Origin of the sequence: Plantibacter sp. CFBP 8804 (assembly GCF_014841225.1) — a bacterium.
GTDB lineage: Bacteria > Actinomycetota > Actinomycetes > Actinomycetales > Microbacteriaceae > Plantibacter > Plantibacter auratus.
In genome coordinates, this window is sequence record NZ_JACYTU010000001.1 from 751,950 (window position 1) to 776,136 (window position 24,187).

Below are 24,187 nucleotides of genomic sequence, written 5' to 3' on the forward strand. Positions count from 1 at the left end.
TGCAAGTCTACCGCGCCCCAGGGGCACCTGTCACCTATTCGCCGAGCCGGTTCCTGGTGGCCATCGCACGCGCGGCCTCACGGGTGTCCTGCTTCTCGCGGAGGGCATGCCGCTTGTCGTATTCCTTCTTACCCTTCGCCACGGCGATCTCCACCTTGGCCTTGCCGTCCTTGAAGTAGATCTTCAACGGCACGAGGGTGAAGCCACCCGGGGCGATCTTGTGGGCGATCTTGTCGATCTGCTCGCGGTGCAGCAGCAGCTTGCGCTTGCGCCGTGGCGGGTGGTTCGTCCACGTGCCCTGACCGTACTCGGGGATGTGCACCGCGTCGAGCCACGCCTCACGGCGGTCGATGAAGGCGTACCCGTCGACGAGCGACGCCCGCCCGGCTCGCAGCGACTTCACCTCGGTACCCGTCAAGACCATGCCGGCCTCGTAGGTGTCCTCGATCGTGTAGTCGTGGCGGGCCTTGCGGTTCGTGGCCACGACGTTCTCGCCCCGTTCCCTCGGCACGGTGTACTCCTGACGTTCTGGTTCGGATCCATCGGAACGGACCGGCCGCGATCGCGGCAGCCTGTCAGTCTAACGCAGAGCGAGCGGTGCGGCGGCCGCACTGCCTCCCCGTTAGACCTTGAGGTACCGCGAGATCGCGAAGTTGGCCGAGATCGCCGCCAACAGCACGCCGACGAGCAGCAGGATCGGGAGAACCACGAAGGCGTCACCGAGATCGACGAAGTTGACGTACCGCATGCGGTCCGCCAGGTATCCCTGGACGAACACCTGGACGATGGTGATCACCGCCCCGGCCGCGAGGATGGAGCCGATGAGCGCGGCGAACACACCCTCGAGGATGAACGGTGTCTGGATGAACCGGTTCGATGCACCGACCAATCGCATGATTCCGAGTTCCCGGCGTCTCGAGTACGCCGACAATCGGATGGTCGTCGCGATCAGCAGGGCTGCGGCGACCAGCATGAGTGCCGCGATCCCGATCGCCGTGTAACTGGCGATGTTCAGGACCGAGAAGATCTGGTCGAGGTACTGGCGTTGATCCGTCACCTGCTCCACGCCCGCGACGCCGGAGAACGCCTCGACGAGCACGTCGGACTGCGAGGCGTCCTTCATGTTCACCCAGAAGGTCTCGGGCAGCTGGTCCGCCGTGACGAACTGTGCGATGTCGTTGCCCTTGAACTGCTCTTGGAAGTTCGTGAACGCCTGCGCCTGGTCCTCGAAGTAGAACTTGTCCACGAAGGGTGCGAGGGTCGACGACTCCAGCGCACTCTGGACGGCGGCGCGCTGCTCTTCGGTCGCGGCGCCGGCGGCGCAGGTGTCGCCCGCGCTGTCGGCGGTGCAGAGGTAAATCGCGACCTGTGCGCGGTCGTACCAGTAGTTCTTCATCTGGCCGATCTGCATCTGCAGCAGGACGGCCGTACCGACGAAGGTGAGCGAGATGAACGTCACGAGCACGACGGAGACGACCATCGAGACGTTGCGACGCAGGCCGTTCCAGACCTCGGACCAGATCAGTGCGAGTCTCACTTGGTCGGCCCCACGTTCTGCTCTCCGTCTTCAGTGCCGCGCGCCGCGGCACGCAGGCCGAGTCGCTCGGCGAGCGACAGGTGTTCGACCTCAATGGGGTCGATCTCGTTGCGTGCCGGGAGCCCGATGGGGCCCGTGGCGTTGCTCAGGCGTTGTGGAGGCGCGACCTCCGGGACTGCAGCCGCCGGTGGCACGGCGGGCTCCGCTTCCGGCGTCGTCGGCTCGGCCTCGGGCGCTTCCGGTCTCGACTCCTCGGCTCGCGTCGCCGGGGCCGCAGGCTCGGCGACGGGTGCTGCGGCCGCTTCCTGGATCGGCGTCGAGCCGGACACCCCGGTGACGACCTCGTCGGTGTCGGCCTGCGGCGTGGTCTCGCGCGAGACCGCGGCGGGCGCGGTCGGTGCGGCTGAAGCGGTCGGCGTGGCCGCGGTTGCGGCGACCGCGGCTGCGGCCACGGCACTCGTCGTGGGCTCGGAGCTGGCAGCGACGGATGAGGTCGTGGTCGTCACCGGAACCGAGGAGGTCTCGACGGCGGGTGCGACCGGGGTCGAGGCCGTTGCGGGGGTCGTCTGCGCCGACGGGGCGGCAGCCTTGGAGGATCCTCTGACGAGACCCGGGATGGCCGCGGTCGTGCCGTATCCACCGTGGCGTTCGTCACGGACGATCTGACCGTCCTGCAGCTCGATCACCCGGCGCTGCATCTGATCGACGAAGCCGGCCTCGTGCGTGGCCATGACGACCGTCGTCCCACCGGCGTTGATGCGCTCCAGCAACTGCATGATGCCGGCGCTGGTGGCGGGGTCGAGGTTACCGGTCGGTTCGTCGGCGAGCAGGATCTGCGGCTTGTTGACGATCGCGCGGGCGATGGCGACGCGCTGCTGCTCACCACCGGACAGCTCGTGCGGCAGGCGCTGCGCCTTGCCGTCGAGTCCGACCATCTTGAGGACGTCGGGGACGGCCTCCTGGACGAATCCGCGCGACTTGCCGATCACCTGGAGGGTGAAGGCGACGTTCTGGTAGACCGTCTTGCTCGGCAGCAGTCGGAAGTCCTGGAACACGACCCCGAGGCTGCGCCGGAAGTACGGCACCTTGCGGTTCGAGATGGAACCGAGGTCGTGGCCGAGCACATGGATCTTGCCCTTGCTCGGCTTGTCCTCCTTGAGCATCAGGCGGAGGCAGCTCGACTTCCCCGACCCCGAGGCACCGACGAGGAAGATGAACTCTCCCCGGAGGATCTCGAAATCGACGTCGTTGAGCGCGGGACGCGAGGTTCCCGGATACTTCTTGGAGATGTGATCAAACCGAATCATGGCTCCTTGAGCTTAAGGAGCGACCTGCCGATTACGGGCAGGACACGCCCGCGATCCGTACCCTGTACGAGGGCTGGGCGAACACTATGCCGCGCTGCGCTACTCCGGCTTCGACATCGACCGCCAGCGAATGCCCGCGGCGATGAACCCGTCGAGATCGCCGTCGAACACCGCTGCGGGGTTCCCCTGCTCGTGCTCCGTCCGCAGGTCCTTGACCATCTGGTACGGCGCGAGCACGTAGGAGCGCATCTGGTCGCCCCAGCTCGCCGTGATGGTGCCGGCCAGCTCCTTCTTGGTCGCGGCCTCCTGCTCCTTCTGGATCAGGAGGAGCCGTGACTGGAGCACGCGCATGGCCGCGGCGCGGTTCTGGATCTGGCTCTTCTCGTTCTGCATCGAGACGACCGTGCCGGTCGGCAGGTGGGTGATGCGAACGGCGGAGTCGGTCGTGTTGACCGACTGGCCGCCAGGGCCGCTGGACCGGAAGACGTCGACACGGATGTCCGACTCGGGGATCTCGACGATCTCCGTCTCCTCCATGAGCGGGATGACCTCGACGGCGGCGAAGCTCGTCTGACGCTTGCCGGCGGCACCGAACGGGCTCATGCGCACCAGGCGGTGCGTGCCCGCCTCGACGCTCAACGTGCCGAAGGCGTACGGTGCGTCGACCTCGAAGGTGGCCGACTTGATGCCGGCCTCCTCCGCGTAGCTCGTGTCCATGACGGTGACCGGGTACTTGTGCTGCTCGGCCCACCGCAGGTACATGCGGAACAGCATGTCCGCGAAGTCGGCGGCGTCCACACCACCGGCGCCCGCGCGGATGGTGACGACGGCGGGGCGCGGGTCGTACTCGCCGCTCAGCAGCGTCTGCACCTCGAGGTCGCCGAGCACCTTCTGCAGGCTGATGAGCTCCTGGCGGGCCTCTTCGGCCGACTCCTCGTCCTGGGCGTCGGTCGCGAGTTCGATGAGCACCTCGAGGTCGTCGAGCCGGTTCGCGATGCTGGTGATGCGGGCGAGCTCGGACTGACGGTGGCTGAGGGCGCTCGTCACCTTCTGCGCGTTCGTCGTGTCGTCCCAGAGATCCTGGGCACCCGCCTGCTCGCTCAGCGTCGCGATCTCGGCTTCGAGACGGTCGACGTCGACGACGGTGCGGATGTCGTCGAAGGTCGAGCGGAGGGTACTGATCTGTGTGGAGAGGTCCAAGTCAAACATTTGGCTTCAGCCTACCGCGCAGGGCCGCGGGCGTACGATCGAGGGGATGACTTCCGACGAACGCCCGTTCCAGCTGCGCTCCGTGGCCGTCTCGGTCTTCCTCCCCACACTGTTGTTCTCGATCGGTGAAGGCGCCATCATCCCGATCATCCCGGCCGTCGCCGGGAACCTGGGGGCGACGCTCGCCGTCGCCGGCGTCATCTCCTCGCTCATCATGCTCGGCGAACTCGTCGGCGACGTCCCGTCCGGGTGGATCGTCAGTCGGATCGGCGAACGCTTCGCGATGATGTGGGCGGCGCTGCTCGCGGTCGTCGGTGTCGCGACGGCGGCCATCTCGCCGAATCCGTTCGTCCTCGCCGTCGGCATCTTCTGCATCGGGCTCGCGACCGCCGTGTTCGGGCTGGCCCGGCACGCGTTCATGACGACGTACGTGCCGATGCGGTACCGGGCGAGGGCGCTCTCCTCGCTCGGCGGTGTCTTCCGCGCCGGCACGTTCATCGGCCCGTTCCTCGCGGCGGGCGTCATCCACCTCACCGGGACGTCGCAGGCGGCGTTCTGGGTGATGGTCATCTGCTGCGCTGGCTCCGCGATCACCCTGCTCGTCCTCCCCGACCCGGCGGAGATGTTCGGGCGACCGCCGTCGACGCGCACCGCCGACGGCGAGGAGCGGACCGAGGGAGAAGAGCTCGCGTCCGAGGAGTCGAGCGGTCTGATCGCTTCGATCCGAGCGCACGGCGCGGTGCTCACCAGGATGGGGACGACCGCTGCACTCGTCGGCGCCCTGCGCTCGTGTCGGGCGGTCCTGCTCCCCCTGTGGGCCGTCAGCATCGGCGTCTCGGAGACGGACACGGCGCTCATCATCGGCGTCGTCGGCGCGGTGGAGTTCGCTCTTTTCTACGCCAGCGGTCAGGTCATGGACCGCTGGGGGCGGATCTGGACCGCCGTCCCGTCGATGATCGGGCTGGGCTCCGGCTTCATCGTCCTGGCCTTCACGCACGACCTCGACGAGGCGCGGGTCTGGTTCATCGCCGTCGCGCTCGTGCTGGCACTGTCCAATGGGCTTGGTAGCGGCATCCTCATGACCCTCGGCTCCGACCTCGCGCCACCGGACCGTCCCGCGCCGTTCCTCGGCGCCTATCGATTCCTGGGCGACGCGGGCACCGCCGCCGCTCCACTGGCGATGTCCGGGATCACCGCGGCTGCGTCGATCTCCCTCGCCGCCGGCACCATCGGCGGCGTCGGGCTCATCGGCGCGTTCCTCCTCTTCCGGTTCATCCCACGCTTCATCGATCGCGGCACGCGCCCGTTCCCCTGATCGTCGGCAGGTCCGTCCGCCCTCACCAGAAGACATTCCGCGCACTCGCGGTCGCCTCGATCCGGAGGCCCTGCGGGACGAACAGGGTCAGCATCGGCGGTCGCCAGTCCGACGCCAGCGAGACCTCCGCGCTCCGGCCGTCCGGGGTCCGCGCCGCGACGATCTCGACGCCGGTGAGCGCACCCGCACCGCCAGTGATGAGGTCGTCGCGCGCACTCGAACGGACCGAGTCGTCATCGAGGACGGGTCGGAAGGTCCCGTCGGGCTGCATCGTGACATCGTCGATGGAGAAGGACTCCGCGGCGGTCGCGGCCAGGCGGTCGGCGAGGTCGAGGAGCCGCTTGTGCTCCACGTACAGGGATGTGGCGGCGCTCCCGACGAGGACCACGGCGAGCGCCACGACGGCGAATCCAATCGTCAGGAGCATGGTGGACCCGTCCTCCTCGTCGACGTCCGGACGTCGACGTCCGCCCGGAACCCTCATTCCGCCTCGCTGAACCGGTCGTCGAACCGGGAGATCGGTGCCGTCGCCGCGCCGGTCACGGGGACCGCGGCCTGGACGCCGATGATCTCGGGCATCAGCGGCAGGACGACGAGGATGTCGACGGTGACGGTTACGGCACCGCCGCGCTGCCCGCATGGGAGACCGGCTGGTGCGCAGTCGAGCGTGACGGACGACTGGGACCGGTCGAGCCCGAAGTCGTCGAGCGCGAGTGCGAGCGAGTCCTCAACGCGGTCGCGACCCGTGGCGTCGTCGTCGGCCCGCGCGTAGAGTTTCGCCGCCTGCGCCGCAGCCCCGCCGGCCGCGAGCACCGCCGCCTGCACCTCGGCGAGCGCGACGATGAGATAGACGATCGGCACGAGGAGGACCAGACCGACGGTGATGAACTCGAGGGAGGCCGAACCGTCGTCGTCCAGTGCGGTCGGTCGGCGACGCAGCTCATCACTCGAGCGTCTCGAGGACCGCATGACCCTCCACCTCCAAGACACCGGGCAGCCCGATCAAGCCCACGATCGGGAGCGGCGCGCGGACGGTCACGGTGACCATGTCGGCTCCGCGATGTTCGGCCAGCGTCGTGCTGACGTCACCCGTGTACCCCTCTCCCACGGCGAAGGCGATGAGCTGGCGTGCCCGGTCGGCGCCGTCGAGCAGCTCGGTGTCGGCCAGTGCGCCGAACCGGGCTCCCTCCGCCGCCGCGTCGATGAGCGTGTTCCGGACGTGCAAGGCGAGCGCGAGCTGGACCACGGACATCATCAGGACGGTGAGGATCGCTCCGACGAACACGAACTCGGCGACGGCTGATCCGTCCTCGCCGCGCAGGAGTCGCGTCCGCCATCCGCCGATCTCGGGCTCAGATGCCGGAGACACGGTCGATGGCCTGTTCGAACACCTGCGTGAGCGCCGGGCCGGCGACACCCCAGATGAGGAGGACGAGCCCGGCCGTCATGAGCGTGATGAGGACCCAGCCGGGGACGTCGCCGCGCTCCTCGGTGAAGAGGGAACGACTCCGGCGAAACGCGCGGTCGAGGAAGGAGGGGGAGGACATGTGGAACCTTTCGTCAGAAGCCGGTCCGGAGCACGAAGACTCCGGGGAAGACGGCGATGATGATGGACAGGGGCAGGATGAGGAAGACGAGGGGCACGAGCATCGCGACCTCCTTCTTCCCGGCGGATTCGAGGAGACGGCGTTTGGCGGTGTCGCGTCCGTCGTGTGCGTGATCGAGGAGCACGGCTGCGACCGGTGTGCCGCGTTCGAGCGCACCGAGGATCTGGTCGACGCATCGCGACAGCATCGGCATCGCGAGTCGTGCCTCGAACTGCCGGAGTGCGGTGGCGAACGGGATACCGGTGGAGACGTCCGCCATCACCCGGCGGAACTCCCTACCGAGCTCCCCGCTGGACCCGATGCGCGCCACGCGGTCCATGGCGTCCGTGATCGCTTCGCCCGCCGCGAGACTCAGACTGAGGAACTCGAGCACCGTCGGCAGCTCCTCTTCGATCCGCGCGAGGCGGCGACTGGCGGCGAGCGCCAGCAGTTGGTCGCGGAGGACGATTCCGGCCACCGCCCCGACCGCGGGAAGCGGTGCTGCGAACGGGAGCGGGAGCCGACCGTTGCTGAAGGAGAACACGGCGAGCGCCGCGGCGACCGCGAAGCCGCCGAGCCCCCAGAGGAGTTGCAGCAGTCGGTACCGCTCGAGCGTCGGTCCCCCGGCTTGACCCAATCGACGGATGACGAGTTCCTGATCGGCGCCGACCAGCCCGAGCGACCATCGAACGGCGCGGAGGACCGGGACCAGCAGGGTCCCGAGGACCGGTAGCGGGTCGGTCGAGCGGCGCGCGGCTTGTGAGCGGGCGTCGCTGGAGAGGTCGGCGACATAGGGGGCGATGCGGTCCGCGAGCCGCGGTCGTCCGAGTGCCGGCAGGAGCATCGCGAGCGCCCAGAGGCCGACCCCGAGCACCGCTCCGAGGCTGACGGCCCACGCTCCGTCGGCACTCACCGGAACCACCGTCGTTCGGGCTGGAGGCGTCCGACGCGGAGCATCGCCTGGTAGGCGAGGGCGGAGACCACGACGCCGGCGATGATCAGGACTGCTCCTTCCCGGGAGTTGTAGGCGGCCGAGGCCTCCGGCCGGGACGACAGGAGCAGGAGGATCGCCCATGGTGCTGCGACGCCCAGCCTGGCGGCGTTCACCACCCAGGACTGTCGCGCCTCGGCCTCGGCTCGGATGGCCGACTCCTCGCGCAGCCCCGCGGACAGCGCTCGGAGCACCGCCGGCAGTTCCGTGCCTCCCACGTCGCGGGCCATGCGCACCGTCTCGAGGATGCGGTCCGCGACCGGGTCGGCGAGCGCGGTCTTCAGGTCGTCGATGCCGTCGGCGAAGCGGCCGGCAGCCCGGTAGTCGGCGCTGAACGCGGCGAACGCCGGGCGGAGCGGTGCGGGTCCGACGGTGTCGAGCGCGGCCACCGCATCCGGGAGCGAGAGCCCTGATCGGATCGCGGACAACAGGTGGTCCACGACATCCGGCCACAGTCCCCGCTGCAGGCGACGTCGAGAGGTGGCGCGGGCTCGGAGCACGATCACCGGGGCGACGAGTCCGGCGACGGCGACGACGGCGCTCAACGGCAGGACCCGGCAGAGCGCCTGGACCACTGCGCCGGAGACGAGACCGGCGAGGACGGAGACCACGATGGCGGCCGCCCAGTACCGACCGGGCAGACCGGCCAGGATCAGGAGTTCGCGGAGCGCAGCGACCGGCCTCCACCGCTCCAGGGTGTCGCGCAGCGGCTCAGGGTCCGGCCACCACCAGGGTGCGACGGTGAGGAGGAGGCCTGCGGCGAGGACCGCTCCGACGACGAGACTCATCGCTCGCCGACGGCGAGGATCGATGCGAGCGAGATCCCGGCCGCACGGTACTTGGCGTCGTTCAGCGGGAAGCGACCGGTCGCGCGGAGCTCTCCGTCGCGCTGCTCGAAGAGGGTGGAGGCCTCGATCGTGTGGGACTCCCCGCTCCCGCCGACCGCGATGATCTCCGCCACCCGTCGGCGTCCGGACCGGTCGAGCTCACAGTGCACGACGAGGTCGACACAGGATGCGACGGCCGGGCGCACGAACCCCGAGTCGATGTTCCGGCCCGCCAGCAGTGGCAGCGTGCAGAGCTTGCCGATCGCGTCGCGCGCGGAGTTCGCGTGGATACTGCAGAGCCCGGGCAACCCGCTGTTGAGGGCGATCAGGAGGTCGAGGCTCTCCGCCTCCCGGACCTCGCCGACGACGATGCGGTCCGGCCGCATCCGGAGCGCCTCCTTGATGAGCCGTCGGAGGGTGATCTCTCCCGTGCCCTCGAGGCTGGCCTGCCGGCACTGCATCGCGACGACGTCGCGGTTGCCCGGCGCGAGCTCAAAGGTCTCCTCGACGGTGACGATGCGGAGGGCTGGGTCCAGCGCGGCGATGAGGGCGCCGAGCATCGTGGTCTTGCCGGCCTGGGTCGCGCCCGACACGAGCAGGTTCGCCCCCGCGGTCATGCTCGCGCGCAGGAACTCGGCGGCCTGGTAGCTGATCGACCCTGCGGCCACGAGCTGACCGAGGTCGCGGATTCGCGCGGAGAACTTGCGGATGTTGATGGACATGTGCCGACGCGTGACGTCGGGGATGACGACGTGCAGCCGCGAGCCGTCCGGAAGCGACGCGTCGACGAACGGGTTCGCGAGGTCGACCCGTCGACCGGTGGCGCGCAGCATCCGCTCCACGAGATCGCGGACGTCACCCTCGCCGAGGACCACGTCCGTGAGCTCCGACACCCCGCCGCGGGCGACGAACACCTTGGTCGGCTCGTTGATCCAGATCTCCTCGACACCCGGATCATCGAGCAACGGCTGGATCGCACCGAACCCCGTCACCGCGGCGAGCACCTCGCTCGTCATCCCGTGCTCATCATCGATCAGCGGCGTCGTGTCGTTCAACGCCCGCTCGTTGTAGCGACGCACCTCCTCACGGGCGATCCTCCCCGCTCCCCCACGCCGACCCGGCTCCCCGAACTCCTCACGCACCCGGTCACGCACGCGCGCCGTGATGATCTCCGCCGCTGTCCCCATGCCGCCATCCTGACGAACACCGGCCACACCCCGCAGAAGTTATCCACAGCTGCACCCGCTCGACGCGTCACCGAGCGGTCACTAGGCTCGGGGACCGTGCCGACCACCTTCCGCATCGACGGCTCCCGCATCCACGACATCTCCTCGTTCTACGAGGTGATGAACGAGCTGGTGATGCAGGACGAGAACTGGGACCTCGGCCCGAGCCTCGACGCCCTCGACGACGTCCTCTACGGCGGGATCGGCGCGCTCCGCGAAATCGACGACGTGCACTTCGTCTGGACGGAGCATGACGCCAGCCGCACCGCACTCGGCATCACGGCCACCCGCGCGTGGTTGCAGGAGAAACTCGAACGGGGCGCACCGTTCGACACGGCGCGGATCACCACGCAGCTCGACGACCTGGACGCCGGCCGAGGCAAGACCTACTTCGACCTCCTCCTCGAGGTCTTCGCCGGCCACCCGGACATCCGACTCGAGCTCGCCTGACCAGGTCCCGAACCGACGGTCGCGCTCAAGCCGTCGCGAACCGCCTCGCCGAACGCTCCTTCGCCTTCTGCGCCTCGACCTCGCGGTCCTTCGGCGGGGCGGTCGTCACGAGGTCCTCGAGCAGGTGGCGGGTGATGTGGGCGATCTCCGCGACCGCCCGGTCGAAGGCCTCAGCGTTCGCCTGGGACGGCTTCGTCGACCCGCTGACCTTCCGCACGTACTGGAGCGCCGCGGCCCCGACCTCGTCGTCGGTCGCCGCCGGCTCGAAATTGTGAAGGGTGTGGATGTTCCGGCACATGCAGGCATGGTAGCCCCGGCGCACGCCAGGATCCAGAGGTGATTCCGGAGCTGGTGCCGCGCCGCAACCGCTTGCGGCGGTCGACCCGAGCCGGAAGAGTGGGCGCCATGATCAACGGCTACACCGCAGACCAGGTCCGAGCGGCAGAGGCACCACTCTTGGACGCAGGGGAACCGCTCATGGCGCGAGCCGCCCACGGCCTCGCCGAAGAACTGCGGGCGGTGCTCGCCGATCGCACGGCGGGCGTCGAGGGCGAGGCACCCGAGGTTTGGAAGATCCTGCTGCTCGTCGGCTCAGGCGACAACGGCGGTGACGCCCTCTTCGCGGCGGCGGAGCTCGCCGGCACGACCGGTCCGGACGACGTCCCGCTCGACCTCGTCGTGGCGAGGACCGGTGACCACGCCCACGAGGCGGGCTACGCCGCGGCGGTCGAGGCCGGTGTCCGCTTCCTCATGAACTCCCCCGCCGAACCGGACGACACCGCCGACGAGGCCAAGGGCGCCGCGATCGTCGTCGATGCCGTCTTCGGGATCGGGGCAAGCCGGAACCCCACCCTGCGCGGTGCGCCGAAAGCGATCGTCGAGGCGGTCCTGCCGGTCGTGCAGAACTCCGGCGGACCGACCGTCGTCGCCGTGGACGTCCCGAGCGGCATCGACCCCGACGAGGGAAGCGTCCCCGAGGGTGCTGTCCTGCCGGCGGAGGTCACGGTCACCTTCGGCGCGGTGAAGGCCGGGCTCCTCATCCCACCCGGCTCGGCCTACGCCGGCGACGTCCGCCTCATCGACATCGGTCTCGGACCGCAGCTCGCCGACGTCACGCCGTTCACGACGCTCGACCAGGCGGACGCCTGACGAGCAGCCACGCACGGTTCGGCGCCTGGGCGGGCGGCATCACCGACCGTCCAGGCGGTGCATGACGTTCAGGAGCCGACGGCAGCAGCCGATCGCCCTGATGCGACACCCGCGAGCGCGTGGCCCGCGAGCGAGCCGAGGGTCCGGAGCCCGTCGCGCGACAGCACCGACTCGAGGTGCCCCTGGACCGACGCGAACCCACGACCACGCATCGCGAACACGTCGCCGGACGCCGCATCGGCGGCGATCTCGACCCCACCGACCGGAGCCTCACCCGCCAGCCGTGCGGTGAAGGTGTTGTAGAACCCGATCAGCGACTGCTCACCGAAGAGGTCGAGGTCGAGCTGCAGCCCCTGTCGTGGCGCGTCGAGGCGTTCGATCGGCAGCCCGAGCTGGATCGCCAGCACCTGATGGCTCAAGCAGACGGCGAGCAGCGGCGCTCCGGCGGCGAGACGCGCGGATACGATCTCGTGCATCCGGCGGACCCGCGGGTCGGCGAGGTCGAGCGGGTCGCCTGGACCCGGGCCGGCGACGAGGAGGTCGACGTCCACGAGCGCGTCGGTCACCGCCGACCAGTGCTCCACGCTGACGGTCATCCCGAAGTGGCGCAGCTGGTGGGCGAGCATCGCGGTGAACTCGTCCTCGGCGTCGACGATGACCGCGGTACGGCCCGACAGTGAACCGACGGGCGCCGGGTGCTGCGGCTGCAACCAGAAGGACGCCAACCGCTCGTTCCGCGCTCGGAGCGCGTCCTGCACTCCGGGTTCCGCCGCGAGGTCGACGGTCGGGCCGAGTTCGGCGGGTGCCATGACGCCGAGCGCAGTCAGCACGCCGGCCGCCTTCGCCGCCGTCTCGGCGACCTCCGACTCGGGATCCGAGTGACGGACGAGCGTCGCACCGGCGGGAACGCGGACGAGACCGGCGTCGTCGACGTAGGCGGTACGGATGAGGATCGGTGCGTCGAGTTCGTAGTCGCCGTCGCCCACCGGGGTGAACAGCGCGAGCACGCCGGAGTAGTAGCCGCGCGCGTTCCGCTCATGGCGGGCGATGACCGAACACGCGTTCTGCATGGGCGAGCCGGTGACCGTCGGTGCGAACATCGTCAACCGCAGGACCTCGCGGACGTCGAGTTCGCTCGTCCCGGCGAGCAGGTACTCGGTGTGGGTGAGGCGCGACATCTGCTTGACGTAGGGGCCGAGGATGCGTCCACCGGAGGCACACACCCGGCTCATCATCTTCATCTCCTCGTCGACGACCATGAAGAGCTCTTCCGTCTCCTTGACGTCGCCGAGGAACGCGCGGAAGTCGTCGCCGGTCGCGCCGGAGCGCGGGTGGCGGAAGGTGCCGCTGATGGGGTTCATGGTGACGGTGCGTTCACCGGTCGACGCGTCGCGGGCGACCGCGACGTGGCGCTCGGGCGTCGCACCGGCCATCGAGACGCCCGGCGTGTGCACGGCGAAGGTCCAGTAGGCGCCGGTCTCCCCCGACAGGAGCGCGCGCAACCACGCGAGGACGGCGCGCTCGGCCGGCACCTCGGTCGTCGCGGTGAACTCGCGGCGGATGACGAAGTTGGCGCCCTCGCCGCGTCCGATCTCATCCTCGATGACGCGGCGCACGATCGACGCGTAGTCCTCGTCGGAGACGTCGAACCCACCGTCGACCAGCGGGACCGCGTCGGCGGGGAGTCGCTCGAAGAGCTCGTCGAGCGTCACCGTCTCACGCTCGCTCACCACGAGGCAGCGCAGCGGAGCGCCGTCGTCCATCGCTGCGAAGCCGCGCTCGCGCACCTGGCGATAGGGCACGAGGGTGAGGACTTCGGGCTGGTGGTCGTCGCCGGCGGATCCGAGCGGGATGTCGGCGAGCGACTCGACGTCGACGACGTCGCCCGTGTAGAGGTCGACGGTGTCGCTGCCGTGTCTGCGGAGCACCGCGAACGGGAAGTCGGGGCCGGCGTGCAGCACGCGGTGGAGCAGGGTGGTCATGGTGGTGTCCTCAGGCTGGGACCGATCCGACAGGGCCTCCGAACGAGAACGACCGCCCTGTCAGGCGGTCGAGTCGTCGTGTGTGCACGTGCGCGGTCCGCCTAGGAGGCGGGCCACCAGCTCGTTGCACACGTCGTTCGCATGGAGCCGAGCATACACGGGCCGACCCGGGCTCCGCTGGCCATGGCTCCTCCCCCGAAGCTCAGGACGTTCCCGACCTCGCTCCCGTAGACTGAGCGGGCCGCGGGAGTGGTGGAATTGGCAGACACGCAGGATTTAGGATCCTGTGCTTTCGAGCGTGAGGGTTCAAGTCCCTTCTCCCGCACGCGACATCGTCGTACGCCGTTCCATCCCTCCCCCTACAGCAGGAGCTCCGCATGGTCCACACCGCCCTCATCCCCTGGCTCGACCCGGAGGGCATCATCACGGCCGTCGGTCCCTGGGCCCTCGTCGTGGTCTGCGCGATCGTCTTCGCCGAGACCGGCCTCCTCGTCGGATTCCTGCTCCCCGGCGACACCCTGCTCGTCATCACCGGCCTCCTCGCGTTCGGCTCCGCCCGCGTCATCGAGATCGACATCTGGTGGGTCTGCCTCGCGATCGGGTTCGCCGCGTTCCTCGGCGGCGAGGTCGGATACCTCATCGGGCACAAACTCGGGCCGAAGGTGTTCGAACGCAAGGAGTCCGGCCTCTTCAGCATCAAGAACGTCGAACGGACGAACGCCTTCTTCGAGCGCTTCGGCGCCCTCGCGGTCATCCTGGCGCGCTTCGTCCCGATCGTCCGCACCTTCGCCCCGGTCGCGGCAGGCATCGGCCACATGAACTACAAGAAGTACTCGCTCTACAACCTCATCGGCGCGCTCATTTGGGGCGCCGGGCTCACCTTCTTCGGCTACCTGCTCGGATACATCCCCCCGGTCGCCACCTTCGTGCAGAACTACATCGACGTCATCCTCATCGGGGCCGTCGTCCTCACCCTCATCCCGACCACCTGGCACTACATCCAGTCCAGCCGGAAGGCGAAGGCGCTGCAGGGCACCATCACCGAGGAGGAGCGTCGGGCCGCGGCTTCGAAGCTCGCCGACCAGGACGTCTTCAAGCGCGACCGCGGGAACGACACGGTCTGATCACCGGTGGCGACGCTCGCACGAGCGATCGCGACAGGCGGACCGCCCACGCGTCAGCGGTGGTGCGACTCCTCGTGCGAGGCGTGTTCCTCGGGTTCCAGCTGGAACGTCGAGTGCTCGACGTCGAAGTGGTCGTGGAGGCACGAACCGAGACGGTCGAGCAGCTCCCCCGTGCCACCATCGGCGAACACCTCCTGCTCGACGACGACGTGTGCCGAGAAGACCGGCTGTCCGGACGTGATCTGCCAGACGTGGACGTCGTGGACGGCGACGACACCGTCGGTGCCGAGCAGGTGGTCCCTGATCTCCTGCACGTCCGTGTCGGACGGTGCGGACTCGCTGAGGACGTGGACGACGTCGCGGAGCAACGACCACGCCCGCGGCACGATCATCGCGGCGATCGCGAGCGACGCGATGGCATCGGCCTGAGCGAAACCCGTCACCATGATGACCACCGCGGCGATGATCACGGCGATTGAACCGAGGAGGTCGCCGAGGACCTCGAGGTACGCGCCGCGCATGTTGATCGACGTGTCACGGCCGCCGCGCAGCACCTGCAGGGCGGCGAGGTTCGCCACGAGACCGATGACGGCGACGATCAACATCGGAAGGCTCTTGACCTCCGCGTCCGCCGGCTCGACGAGGCGGGACACCCCCTCGATGAGGACCGACACCGCGACCGCGATCAGGATGAGCGCGTTGATGAGCGCGCCGAACACCTCCGCGCGCTGATACCCGAAGGTCTGGCGGTCGGTTGCCGGTCGGGCGGCCACGATCGTGGCGACGAGCGCGATGATCAGCCCGGTGAGGTCGGACAGCATGTGCCCGGCGTCGGCGAGGAGGGACAGCGAACCGCTCACCCAGGCGCCGACGAGTTCGACCACGAGGACGGTCGCGACGATGGCGATCGCCACTGCGAGTCTCCTGCGGTTGGCGGTGCCGGCGTGTGCGTGATCGTGACCCATGATGCATCAACCGTAGGAGCTTCCCAGCGCCCGCGGAAGGGTTCATGCCGAGATAGGAATGGTCCTGAGTATCATGCTCAGCTGGCGGTCGAGGCGGGCCCATCGGGCACGAGCCGCTGCAGCACCGGGACGAGTGCTCGGAAGGCGAGCGCGCGGTGGCTCAGCTCGTTCTTCTCCGCCGGTGACAGCTCCGCCGCCGTCCGCCGCTCACCGTCCGGGATGAACGCCGGGTCGTACCCGAAGCCGTTCGTCCCGCTCGGCTCCGTCGCGAGGGTTCCGCGCCAGGTTCCGACGGCGACGTGCTCGAACGGCTCGATCCCATCGATCCCAGGCGGCACCACGAGGGCGAGGTGGCAGGCGAACCAGGCGGCACGATGCTCCTCGTGCACGTCCTGCAGCTGATCGAGGAGGAGGGCGAGGTTCGCGGTCGAGTCGTGCTGCGAGCCGGCCCAGCGCGCCGAGAAGATACCCGGCGATCCACCCAGGATCTCGACGCCGATGCCGGAGTCGTCCGCGAGCGCGATGGAGCCGGTGTGCGCGGCGGCGACCCGCGCCTTGATCAACGCGTTCTCGCTGAAGGTCGTGCCGTCCTCGACGGGCTCCGGGCCGTCGTAGGCGAGGACCGTGATCCCGGGGACGTCGCGGCTGACGAGCCGCTGGAACTCCTCGACCTTGTGGTGGTTGTGCGTCGCGAGGACGATCTCGACGCCCATCAGCGTCCGAGGGCCTCGAACTGGATGGCCTTGAGCGACGCAGCGCCACCGACGGCGAGGTCGAGAAGGGAGTCGAGTTCGCGGCGGTCGAACGGGGCGCCCTCGGCCGTCCCCTGCACTTCGACGAACGATCCGCCGCCGGTGACGACGACGTTCATGTCGGTCTCGGCGCGCACATCCTCGACGTAGGCGAGGTCGAGCATGGGTACACCGTCGATGATCCCGACCGAGACGGCCGAGACGCTGTCGGTGAGGGGAGACGCCTTCTGCGAGATGAACTTCTTGCCGCGCGCCCACTCGATCGCGTCGGCGAGGGCGACGTAGGCGCCGGTGATCGCCGCTGTGCGGGTGCCACCGTCCGCCTGCAGGACGTCGCAGTCGATGACGATCGTGTTCTCGCCGAGGGCCTTGGTGTCGATCACGGCTCGGAGGCTCCGACCGATGAGTCGCGAGATCTCGTGGGTACGACCGCCGATCTTGCCCTTGACCGCTTCACGGTCCATCCGCTCGTTGGTGGAACGGGGCAGCATCGCGTACTCCGCGGTGACCCAGCCGCGACCCTTGCCGTTCAGCCAGCGCGGCACACCGTTGGTGAACGAGGCCGTGCAGAGCACCTTCGTCCGGCCGAAGCTGATGAGTGCCGAACCCTCGGCCTGCTCGCTCCAGCCGCGCTCGATCGTGATGGGACGCAGCTGGTCGTTGGTGCGGCCGTCGGCGCGCGCGATGTCACTCATGGATGTGCTCCTCGAACTGGTGGGATGGAAGGTCGATGACGCCGGTCTGGACGAGCGAGACGGTGGAGATCTCCCGGCCCATCAGACGGTTGGCGAGGGCGATGAAGTCGTCGGCACTGCTCCCGGTCGCCTCGTACCGGTGGGTGGCAGGTTCGCTGCTGTCGCGCAGCAGGTCACGGGTGACGAGCACGCGGTAGACGTCGTTCGCCGTCTCGGTGTCGCTCGAGACGAGCGACACCTGCGGACCCATCACGTAGCTGATCGCGCCCTTGAGGAAGGGGTAGTGGGTGCATCCGAGGACGACGGTGTCGACGCCGGCGTGCCGGAGCGGGGCCAGGTACTCCTCCGCAGCCTCGAGGAGGTCGGGGCCGGTCGTGACGCCGGCCTCCACGAACTCCACGAAGCGAGGGCAGGCCTGGCCGAACACCGTCAGCTCGGGATTGACCTCGAAGAGGTCCTGATACGCCCGCGAGTTGATCGTGCCCTCGGTCCCGATGACGCCGATGCGCCCGTTCCTCGTGCTCCGGACCGCGGTCCGCACAGCGGGCTGGATCACCTCGACCACGGGGACCGAGTAGCGTTCGCGTGCATCGCGGAGCATCGCCGCCGATGCGGTGTTGCAGGCGATCACCAGCATCTTCACGCCCTGGTCGACGAGCGAGTCGAGGACCTCGAGCGAGTAGCGCCGCACGTCGGCGATGGGCTTCGGGCCGTAGGGCGAGTGGGCCGTGTCGCCGATGTAGATCACGGACTCGGCGGGGAGCTGGTCGCTGACCGCTCTCGCCACCGTGAGTCCGCCGACGCCGGAGTCGAAGATGCCGATGGGTGCGTCGTTCACGATGACCCAGCCTACCGCCCCTGCCGACGGACGTCGCTGACCGACCGATCACCACGTTCCGAGCACGCTCGCGGCTAGGCTGAACGGGTGCACGAGTCCTCAGCTCTCCTCACCGACCGATACGAACTCACGATGCTGGACGCCGCCCTCCACCGCGGCACCGCGGATCGGGAGTGTCTGTTCGAGCTGTTCGCCAGACGCCTCTCCGGCGGCCGCCGCTACGGCGTCGTGGCCGGCACGGGCCGATTCCTCGAACTGCTCAAGCACTTCCGCTTCGGTGAATCGGAACTCGAGTGGCTGCGCGAGGAGGGCGTCGTCAGCACGACGGCGCTCGACTGGCTCGCCGACTACCGCTTCTCGGGATCGATCTGGGGCTACCGCGAGGGAGAGGCCTTCTTCCCCGGTTCGCCGATCCTGGTCGTGGAGGGCACGTTCGCCGAAGCCGTCATCCTCGAGACCCTGGCGCTCAGCGTGTTCAACTACGACAGCGCCGTCGCCACGGCCGCCGCGCGCATGACCTCAGCGGCGGGCAGCCGCCCCCTGGCCGAGATGGGCTCCCGTCGGACGGGCGAGCGGTCGGCCATCGCCGCAGCCCGGGCAGCGTACATCGCCGGCTTCAGCGCCACCTCGAACCTCGAGGCCGGACGCAGCTGGGGCATCCCCACGATGGGGACGGCCGCACACTCCTTCACCCTCCTGCACGACTCCGAGGAGGACGCCTTCCGAGCCCAGATCGACACGATGGGCGCCGGGACCACGCTGCTCGTCGACACCTACGACATCGAGGAGGCCGTGCGACTCGGCGTCCGCCTCGCCGGCCCGGAGCTGGGAGCCGTGCGCATCGACTCCGGCGATCTGCCGATCGTCGTCGACCAGGTCCGCCGCCTCCTCGACGAGCTCGGCGCCACGTCGACCCGCATCACCGTCACCAACGACCTCGACGAGCACGCCGTTGCGGCCCTGGCCGCGTCCCCGGTCGACTCTTACGGCGTCGGCACCTCCGTGGTCACCGGCTCCGGATCCCCCGCCATGGGCATGGTCTACAAGCTCGTGGCGCACCGCGACGACCAGGGCGACTGGATCAGCGTCGCGAAGAAGTCGGCCGAGAAGGCGACCGTCGGCGGCCGCAAGACCGCTGCGCGCGCCTACGACCGGCACGGGGTCGCCCGCGAGGAGCGCATCTACCTCGGCGACGGTCCTGCGGGCGAACACGAGGGTGCGGCCGACGCCGCCTCGGAACGCCCCCTGATGGTCCAGCTCGTCGAAGGCGGACTCGTGGACGAGCAGTACCTCGGCGCCGCGGGGACGCGCCAGGCGAGGGAACACCGGGCACAGGCGGTGGCGGAACTGCCACCCCGGGCCGTCAGCCTCACCCGCGGCGACCCCGTGCTCCCGACCGTCTACCTCGAAGGCTGACCGCGGCGACGCGTCTCAGCGTCGGCCGCAGTGCGCTCCAACGTCAGTCGCGGAGGAGCTTCTCGTAGATCTCCTTGCAGGCGGGGCAGATCGGGAACTTCTCGGGGTCTCGACCCGGCGTCCACTTCTTGCCGCAGAGCGCCTTCACCGGCTTGCCGCTCAACGCCGATTCGAGGATCTTCTCCTTCTTGACGTAGTGCGAGAAGCGCTCGTGATCGCCGGGCTCGATGTTCTCGCTCTCGATCAGCTCCTCGAGCTCACGATCCATGATCGCCGTGCTCCCACCGTCGGGCGTGCCACCGGGATCGATCGTGCTCATCTGCTGCTTCGTGCTGTCATGCTGCGCCATGGCTCCATGGTACCGCCGGACGGCACCCGGGTCTCCTGCGGGCGGATCCGGTCGCGGGCGGCTGGTCAGTGCGAGCTGGCGAAGCCGACGATCTCGGGGCTGCGGCGGTCGAAGACGCGACCGCCGGCGAAGATCCCGATCACGAGGACCAGGATGCCCGTGCCCGCACCGACCGCGAGAGCCCCGAAGTTCCAGTTCGGCTCACCGGTGAGCCCGAGCACGGCCAACCAGCCGGCGGGAATCGTGAGCAGGACCGTACCGAGCAGGCTCAGGAACTGCGCGGACATGCCGCTGCTGCCCGGCACCTGCGGCTGCTGGAACGGGCTGTCGCCGGGAAGCGACGTCGGGTACGGGAACCGCGCGGACACGAAGCTCGCGATACCGGCACCGCTGAACAACAGGCACGTGCTCACGCCGATCATCGACGGCAGGGCGTCCCAGTCGCCGTAGAACAGGATGCTCAGCGTCGACCCGACCGCGATGAGCGGGATGCCGATGAGGAGCACCGGGAAGAGCCGGCCGATCCGGTCCGATCGTCCGCGGACCCCCGAGGCGACGTGCAGCCAGACCGCGGTCGAATCGAAGGCGAGGTCGTTGTGCAGGAGCCAGCCGAGGAACCAGCACACGACCGGGAGTGGGACGAGAGCGAGGACGTTCATCGGGATGCCGGCGACGAGCATGGGCACGAAGAAGATGAAGGGCGCGATCGGGATGATCACGAGGGAGACGAGGTACCGCGGGTCGCGCAGCCAGTAGGTCATGCTCCGAGCGGCGATGGCGCCGGACGGGGAACCGGGGAGCAGGTCGAACCAGCCCAGACCGGTGCTGTCGCGGCCCGTCCCGAGGCGCTCCGGCGTCACGAGCAGTCGGGCGACGAACGCCTGCCAGGCGAACCAGAGCAGGGCGATGGTCGCCGCGGTGAGCAGCAGCTTGACGATCGCCGGCGCGATGCCGCCGAGTGCGGCATCACCGGGGAACGACCAGACGGCGCCGAGCGGGGTCCAACTGAGGATGTCAGCGACCCGGCCGAGGACGGCGAATCCGTCGCGCTGCCAGTCCACGGTGGTGAGGGCGATGATCGCCGGGGCCACGGCGATGATGAGTACCAGCCCGAGGACACCCATGACTTCCTTGGCGCGACGCGTCGAAAGGAGGCTCGCGGAGATTGAAGTGGCGATCCGGGCCAGGAGCGCGCAGAGCAGCACGCCGAGGACCGCGGAGACCACGGCGAGGACGGCGGGCAGCGGCGACCGCGACCAGGTGACCACCGACGAGGCCGCGAGGACGGCGAGGACGAGCGACGGCACCGACACGAGCGCTGTCACGAGTAGGCCGGCCGACAGGGTGCGGTTGGGCAGCCCGAAGAGCGAGAACGCCCGAGGATCCAGCTGATCGTCGACACCGAAGACGAGCGGAAGGATGATGAACCCCAGGACGACGGCCGATCCGGCCAGCACGAGCAGGTTGCGGGTGACCTCCGGATCGCCACCGCGCAGCGCGACGAGACCGGTGCTCGCGAGCACGACGATCCACACGCCGACCGCGATCGCGAGGACGAGCCCGACCAGTCGCCAGGGGCTGCGGCGGAACGCGTTGAGCGTCAGCTGCAGTTTCAGTCGGAGAAGCTGTGCAACCATTCCATTCCCTCTGCCGACTTGCGGCCCCCGGCGAGCTCGACGAACCGCTCCTCGAGCGTGCCCGTTCCGCGCACCTCGTCGACGGACCCGGCGGCCAGCACCTTGCCCTGCACGATGATGGCCACGTGATCGCACACGCGCTGAATGAAGTCCATACCGTGGCTCGAGAGCACGACGGTTCCGCCGTTGGCGACGTACCGCTGGAGGATCTCGATGACGTTCGCCGCGGAGACCGGGTCGACCGACTCGAACGGCTCGTCGAGGATGAGGAGCCGCGGCGAGTGGATGAGTGCGGCTGCCAGCGCGATCTTCTTCGTCATGCCCGCCGAGTAGTCGGAGACGAGACGACCGAGCGCGTCGTCGAGACCGAAGGCACGAGCCAGATCGGCGGTCCGCGACTTGACGGTCGCGGGGTCGAGCCCCCGCAGGACACCGGAGTAGTACAGGAGCTGGCTGCCGGTCAGGCGGTCGAAGAGCCGCAGCCGGTCGGGCAGCACACCGATCGCCCGCTTGGCCTCGGCGGGATCCTGCCAGACGTCGACGCCCTGGACGGTGATCGACCCTGCGTCGGGACGGAGGAGACCCGTGACCATGGACAGCGTGGTGGTCTTGCCGGCGCCGTTGGGCCCGACGATGCCGTAGAAGGAGCCCCGGCGGACCTCGAGGTCGACGCCGTCGACCGCGACCGTGTCGCCGAACTGCTTGACGAGTCCCGAGATCGACAGGACGACGGGATGTGCGCCGTCGTCGGCAGCCTCGGTGCGCTGCGCCGTCGTCGCTGCGGGCGACGAGGGGGCGGCGGACGGCGGGGTCGACGCGGGACGGCCGACAGGACGCTTGGGGGCTGCCGCCGGAGCGACGACCTCATCCTGCGGAGGCGCCACCGACACGGACTCCGACGGTGCCGGCGTCGTCTGCGGGGCCGTGTCGTCCGCAGCCTGCTCGGCAGTGGATGACGCGGTCGTCGGGGTCTCGGTCTGCGTGTCGTCGGACCGAGGCTCGTCGACGACGATCCGGTCGGCGACCTCGGGGGAAGGCTGCTCGGACGGGGCCGACGTCGTCGCCCGGTCGACCGATCCCGGTGCGCTGACCTCGTCGAGGACGCCGGCGACCGCGGCGGCGGTCTGTTCGGTCTGCTTCGCGGCGCTGGTGCGCGCCGGTGTGCGCTTGGCCGGCGTCCGGGCCGTCGTGGACTTCGTCGTCGAGGTCCGGGCGGTGGTCGTCTTGGCGCCTGCGGCCTTGGTCGCCGGCTTCGCGGCTGCGGGGCGCGCCGTCGTCGACCTGGGCGTCTTCGGGGCGGTGGTCGTCTCGGCCGACTCAGTGCTCTCAGCATTACCGGCTGCAGCAGCCGACTTCGCGGGCGTGCGCTTCGCGGCGGTGGTTCGCGCCGTCGTCGACTTGGTGGCCGTGGTCTTCGCCGTCGAGGTCCGAGCGGTCGTCGAGCGTGCCGTGGTCGTCTTGGGCGCCGGTGTGGTCGCGTCCCCGGACTCGCCCGAGGTCTCGCTCGCCGACCTGGTGCGGGTGCGGGGCGTGCTCGGCCGCTTCGCCGGGGCCTTCGCCGTTCCGGAAGCCCGAGGCGTCGTCGAGCGGGGTGCGCGCTTCGGTGCCGTCGGCGTTGCAGCGCCCTGATCGTCGGAAGCGGTCGTCGGCGCAGGTGCACCCGCGGCGTCGGCGGGGTTCGGCGTGCCCGGACTCGTCGACGTGCCGTCGGCAGGCGCGGGCTGCTGAGCGGGATCTGGCGGAGTCGTGGAAGTCACCAAGCAAACCTACCAACAGCGGCGGCCGCAGCGGACAGCGGAGTCTCAGGATGAACGGTTGACACATCTCCCCCAAGCTGTGTAAACGCCGGGTGGTCGATCACAAAACGACAACGGACCCTGGGAACCCCTGACAGACGGAGTTCACCGCGGCTAGCCTGTATTTTGGCATAACGGAGTGTCTTTCAATGCACGTCTTGGTTAATCCTCGGTGAATCGTCCACAGCATCGTGGCACCGCGTGATTCCATACCCACACTGAGGAGAACAACGTGACCACCCAGGTAGTGATCCTTGCCGCAGGGATGGGCAGCCGTCTCGGCCGCTCGCTCCCCAAGCCCCTGACCGAGCTCAGCGACGGCCGCACCATCATGCAGCAGCAGTTCGACAACATCCACCACGCGTTCGGAGCGAGCGCCAAGGTGACGATCGTCGTCGGCTACAAGCTCGAGCACATCATCGAGGCCTTCCCCGACGCCTCCTTCGTCTACAACGAGCAGTACGACCAGACCAACACCTCGAAGAGCCTCATGCGCGCCCTCGCGGCGTCTCAGGCCGGCGGCGTGCTCTGGATGAACGGCGACGTCGTCTTCGACCCCGCCGTCCTCGACCGCGCGGCCGCGATGATCGCCAAGGACCGTTCCTTCGTGACCGTCAACACCTCCAAGGTGTCCGATGAGGAGGTCAAGTACACGACGAGCGCCGAGGGCTACATCAAGGAGCTCTCGAAGACCGTCGTCGGCGGGCTCGGCGAGGCCGTGGGGATCAACTACATCTCCTCGCAGGACAAGACGATGCTGCACCGCTACCTGACCAAGGTCGGCGACCAGGACTACTTCGAGCGCGGCATCGAGCTCGCCATCGAGCGCGAAGGCATGCTCGTCGAGCCGGTCGACATCTCCGACCTCTACGCGGTCGAGGTCGACTTCGCCGAGGACCTCGAGCGCGCGAACCTCTTCGTCTGAGGGCCCCGTCCACGTCACACACGAACGCCGTCCCGACGCTGAGCGTCGCGGGCGGCGTTCCTGCGTCGCCTCGATAAGGTTGGTCACGTGAGTTCTTCTGCTGAAACGCGG

At 69.2% G+C, this 24,187-nt stretch carries 26 protein-coding genes and 1 tRNA gene; 7 read left to right on the forward strand and 20 right to left on the reverse strand.

Annotated features, from left to right (window positions below):
- Nucleotides 1-34: 34 nt before the first annotated feature.
- The 4 genes from smpB to prfB form a co-directional block, all read right to left on the reverse strand.
- The gene (smpB, locus tag IFU11_RS03540; protein ID WP_056007115.1) at nt 35-511 is read right to left on the reverse strand and encodes an SsrA-binding protein SmpB; all 477 of its coding nucleotides are present in this window, start codon (nt 509-511) and stop codon (nt 35-37) included.
- 111 nt (nt 512-622) lie between these two features.
- Complete coding sequence (gene ftsX / locus IFU11_RS03545) at nt 623-1,537, reverse strand: permease-like cell division protein FtsX (protein WP_064296231.1); 915 nt, start codon at nt 1,535-1,537, stop codon at nt 623-625.
- Nucleotides 1,534-2,844: a cell division ATP-binding protein FtsE gene (gene ftsE, locus IFU11_RS03550; protein WP_192018171.1), complete on the reverse strand. Its 1,311-nt coding sequence runs from the start codon at nt 2,842-2,844 to the stop codon at nt 1,534-1,536. The genes ftsX and ftsE overlap by 4 nt, the downstream gene beginning before the upstream one ends.
- Nucleotides 2,845-2,943: 99 nt before the next feature.
- The gene (gene prfB, locus IFU11_RS03555; RefSeq protein ID WP_079705593.1) at nt 2,944-4,053 is read right to left on the reverse strand and encodes a peptide chain release factor 2; all 1,110 of its coding nucleotides are present in this window, start codon (nt 4,051-4,053) and stop codon (nt 2,944-2,946) included.
- Nucleotides 4,054-4,099: 46 nt separating this feature from the next.
- On the opposite strand from prfB, the gene IFU11_RS03560 reads away from it, so the two are divergent.
- Entirely contained in the window at nt 4,100-5,368 is a 1,269-nt protein-coding gene (locus IFU11_RS03560; protein ID WP_079705592.1) for an MFS transporter, read from the forward strand.
- 22 nt (nt 5,369-5,390) lie between these two features.
- Here the strand turns inward: IFU11_RS03560 and IFU11_RS03565 are convergent, their stop codons facing one another.
- The 7 genes from IFU11_RS03565 to IFU11_RS03595 are packed head-to-tail and all read right to left on the reverse strand — an operon-like array spanning nt 5,391 to nt 9,959.
- Nucleotides 5,391-5,795: a hypothetical protein gene (locus IFU11_RS03565; RefSeq protein WP_192018172.1), complete on the reverse strand. Its 405-nt coding sequence runs from the start codon at nt 5,793-5,795 to the stop codon at nt 5,391-5,393.
- A gap of 53 nt (nt 5,796-5,848) precedes the next feature.
- Complete coding sequence (locus tag IFU11_RS03570) at nt 5,849-6,337, reverse strand: TadE family protein (RefSeq protein ID WP_192018173.1); 489 nt, start codon at nt 6,335-6,337, stop codon at nt 5,849-5,851.
- On the reverse strand, nt 6,312-6,737 hold the full coding sequence (locus IFU11_RS03575; protein WP_371742712.1) for a TadE/TadG family type IV pilus assembly protein: 426 nt from the start codon (nt 6,735-6,737) through the stop codon (nt 6,312-6,314). The genes IFU11_RS03570 and IFU11_RS03575 overlap by 26 nt, the downstream gene beginning before the upstream one ends.
- On the reverse strand, nt 6,721-6,915 hold the full coding sequence (locus tag IFU11_RS03580; protein WP_191940830.1) for a hypothetical protein: 195 nt from the start codon (nt 6,913-6,915) through the stop codon (nt 6,721-6,723). Before IFU11_RS03580 ends, IFU11_RS03575 begins: the two co-directional genes overlap by 17 nt.
- Before the next feature lie 13 nt (nt 6,916-6,928).
- Complete coding sequence (locus IFU11_RS20520) at nt 6,929-7,867, reverse strand: type II secretion system F family protein (protein ID WP_192018174.1); 939 nt, start codon at nt 7,865-7,867, stop codon at nt 6,929-6,931.
- Nucleotides 7,864-8,733 (reverse strand): type II secretion system F family protein, encoded by an 870-nt coding sequence (locus IFU11_RS03590; RefSeq protein WP_159878302.1) that lies wholly within the window; start codon nt 8,731-8,733, stop codon nt 7,864-7,866. The genes IFU11_RS20520 and IFU11_RS03590 overlap by 4 nt, the downstream gene beginning before the upstream one ends.
- Entirely contained in the window at nt 8,730-9,959 is a 1,230-nt protein-coding gene (locus IFU11_RS03595) for a CpaF family protein (RefSeq protein WP_192018175.1), read from the reverse strand. Before IFU11_RS03595 ends, IFU11_RS03590 begins: the two co-directional genes overlap by 4 nt.
- Nucleotides 9,960-10,055: 96 nt before the next feature.
- Here IFU11_RS03595 and IFU11_RS03600 point away from each other — a divergent pair, with 96 nt between their 5' ends.
- On the forward strand, nt 10,056-10,448 hold the full coding sequence (locus IFU11_RS03600; RefSeq protein WP_192018176.1) for a barstar family protein: 393 nt from the start codon (nt 10,056-10,058) through the stop codon (nt 10,446-10,448).
- A 25-nt stretch (nt 10,449-10,473) separates the two neighbouring features.
- Here the strand turns inward: IFU11_RS03600 and IFU11_RS03605 are convergent, their stop codons facing one another.
- On the reverse strand, nt 10,474-10,746 hold the full coding sequence (locus IFU11_RS03605) for a DUF2277 domain-containing protein (protein WP_191940818.1): 273 nt from the start codon (nt 10,744-10,746) through the stop codon (nt 10,474-10,476).
- Nucleotides 10,747-10,853: 107 nt separating this feature from the next.
- Between IFU11_RS03605 and IFU11_RS03610 the strand changes: the two genes are divergently transcribed.
- Nucleotides 10,854-11,597, forward strand: coding sequence for an NAD(P)H-hydrate epimerase (locus tag IFU11_RS03610; protein WP_192018177.1), 744 nt, complete (start codon nt 10,854-10,856; stop codon nt 11,595-11,597).
- Nucleotides 11,598-11,665: 68 nt separating this feature from the next.
- Here IFU11_RS03610 and IFU11_RS03615 read toward each other — a convergent pair whose 3' ends face one another.
- A complete protein-coding gene (locus IFU11_RS03615; protein ID WP_192018178.1) occupies nt 11,666-13,579 on the reverse strand; it encodes an anthranilate synthase family protein in 1,914 nt (637 codons plus the stop codon).
- A 243-nt stretch (nt 13,580-13,822) separates the two neighbouring features.
- On the opposite strand from IFU11_RS03615, the gene IFU11_RS03620 reads away from it, so the two are divergent.
- Together IFU11_RS03620 and IFU11_RS03625 are read left to right on the forward strand one after the other, a co-directional pair.
- A tRNA-Leu gene (locus IFU11_RS03620) sits at nt 13,823-13,904 on the forward strand.
- Between the two features lie 52 nt (nt 13,905-13,956).
- Nucleotides 13,957-14,703 (forward strand): DedA family protein, encoded by a 747-nt coding sequence (locus tag IFU11_RS03625; RefSeq protein WP_085510558.1) that lies wholly within the window; start codon nt 13,957-13,959, stop codon nt 14,701-14,703.
- 53 nt (nt 14,704-14,756) lie between these two features.
- On the opposite strand, the gene IFU11_RS03630 is transcribed toward IFU11_RS03625, so the two are convergent.
- The 4 genes from IFU11_RS03630 to murI all read right to left on the reverse strand — a co-directional run bounded on the left by IFU11_RS03630 (nt 14,757) and on the right by murI (nt 17,953).
- Nucleotides 14,757-15,668, reverse strand: coding sequence for a cation diffusion facilitator family transporter (locus IFU11_RS03630; protein WP_192018179.1), 912 nt, complete (start codon nt 15,666-15,668; stop codon nt 14,757-14,759).
- 77 nt (nt 15,669-15,745) lie between these two features.
- Complete coding sequence (gene rdgB, locus IFU11_RS03635) at nt 15,746-16,381, reverse strand: RdgB/HAM1 family non-canonical purine NTP pyrophosphatase (RefSeq protein ID WP_192018180.1); 636 nt, start codon at nt 16,379-16,381, stop codon at nt 15,746-15,748.
- Nucleotides 16,381-17,115 (reverse strand): ribonuclease PH, encoded by a 735-nt coding sequence (gene rph, locus IFU11_RS03640; RefSeq protein WP_064296204.1) that lies wholly within the window; start codon nt 17,113-17,115, stop codon nt 16,381-16,383. The genes rdgB and rph overlap by 1 nt, the downstream gene beginning before the upstream one ends.
- The gene (gene murI, locus IFU11_RS03645; RefSeq protein WP_071260977.1) at nt 17,108-17,953 is read right to left on the reverse strand and encodes a glutamate racemase; all 846 of its coding nucleotides are present in this window, start codon (nt 17,951-17,953) and stop codon (nt 17,108-17,110) included. The genes rph and murI overlap by 8 nt, the downstream gene beginning before the upstream one ends.
- Nucleotides 17,954-18,040: 87 nt before the next feature.
- Between murI and IFU11_RS03650 the strand changes: the two genes are divergently transcribed.
- Complete coding sequence (locus IFU11_RS03650) at nt 18,041-19,369, forward strand: nicotinate phosphoribosyltransferase (RefSeq protein WP_137241933.1); 1,329 nt, start codon at nt 18,041-18,043, stop codon at nt 19,367-19,369.
- Between the two features lie 43 nt (nt 19,370-19,412).
- Here IFU11_RS03650 and IFU11_RS03655 read toward each other — a convergent pair whose 3' ends face one another.
- From IFU11_RS03655 to IFU11_RS20695, 3 genes are all read right to left on the reverse strand, one after another.
- A complete protein-coding gene (locus IFU11_RS03655) occupies nt 19,413-19,688 on the reverse strand; it encodes a DUF3039 domain-containing protein (RefSeq protein WP_064296346.1) in 276 nt (91 codons plus the stop codon).
- Between the two features lie 95 nt (nt 19,689-19,783).
- Entirely contained in the window at nt 19,784-21,355 is a 1,572-nt protein-coding gene (locus tag IFU11_RS03660) for a hypothetical protein (protein ID WP_137241934.1), read from the reverse strand.
- On the reverse strand, nt 21,331-23,112 hold the full coding sequence (locus IFU11_RS20695) for an ATP-binding cassette domain-containing protein (protein ID WP_371742713.1): 1,782 nt from the start codon (nt 23,110-23,112) through the stop codon (nt 21,331-21,333). The genes IFU11_RS03660 and IFU11_RS20695 overlap by 25 nt, the downstream gene beginning before the upstream one ends.
- A gap of 271 nt (nt 23,113-23,383) precedes the next feature.
- Between IFU11_RS20695 and IFU11_RS03670 the strand changes: the two genes are divergently transcribed.
- Nucleotides 23,384-24,076 (forward strand): phosphocholine cytidylyltransferase family protein, encoded by a 693-nt coding sequence (locus tag IFU11_RS03670; protein WP_064296200.1) that lies wholly within the window; start codon nt 23,384-23,386, stop codon nt 24,074-24,076.
- Nucleotides 24,077-24,187: the final 111 nt, after the last annotated feature.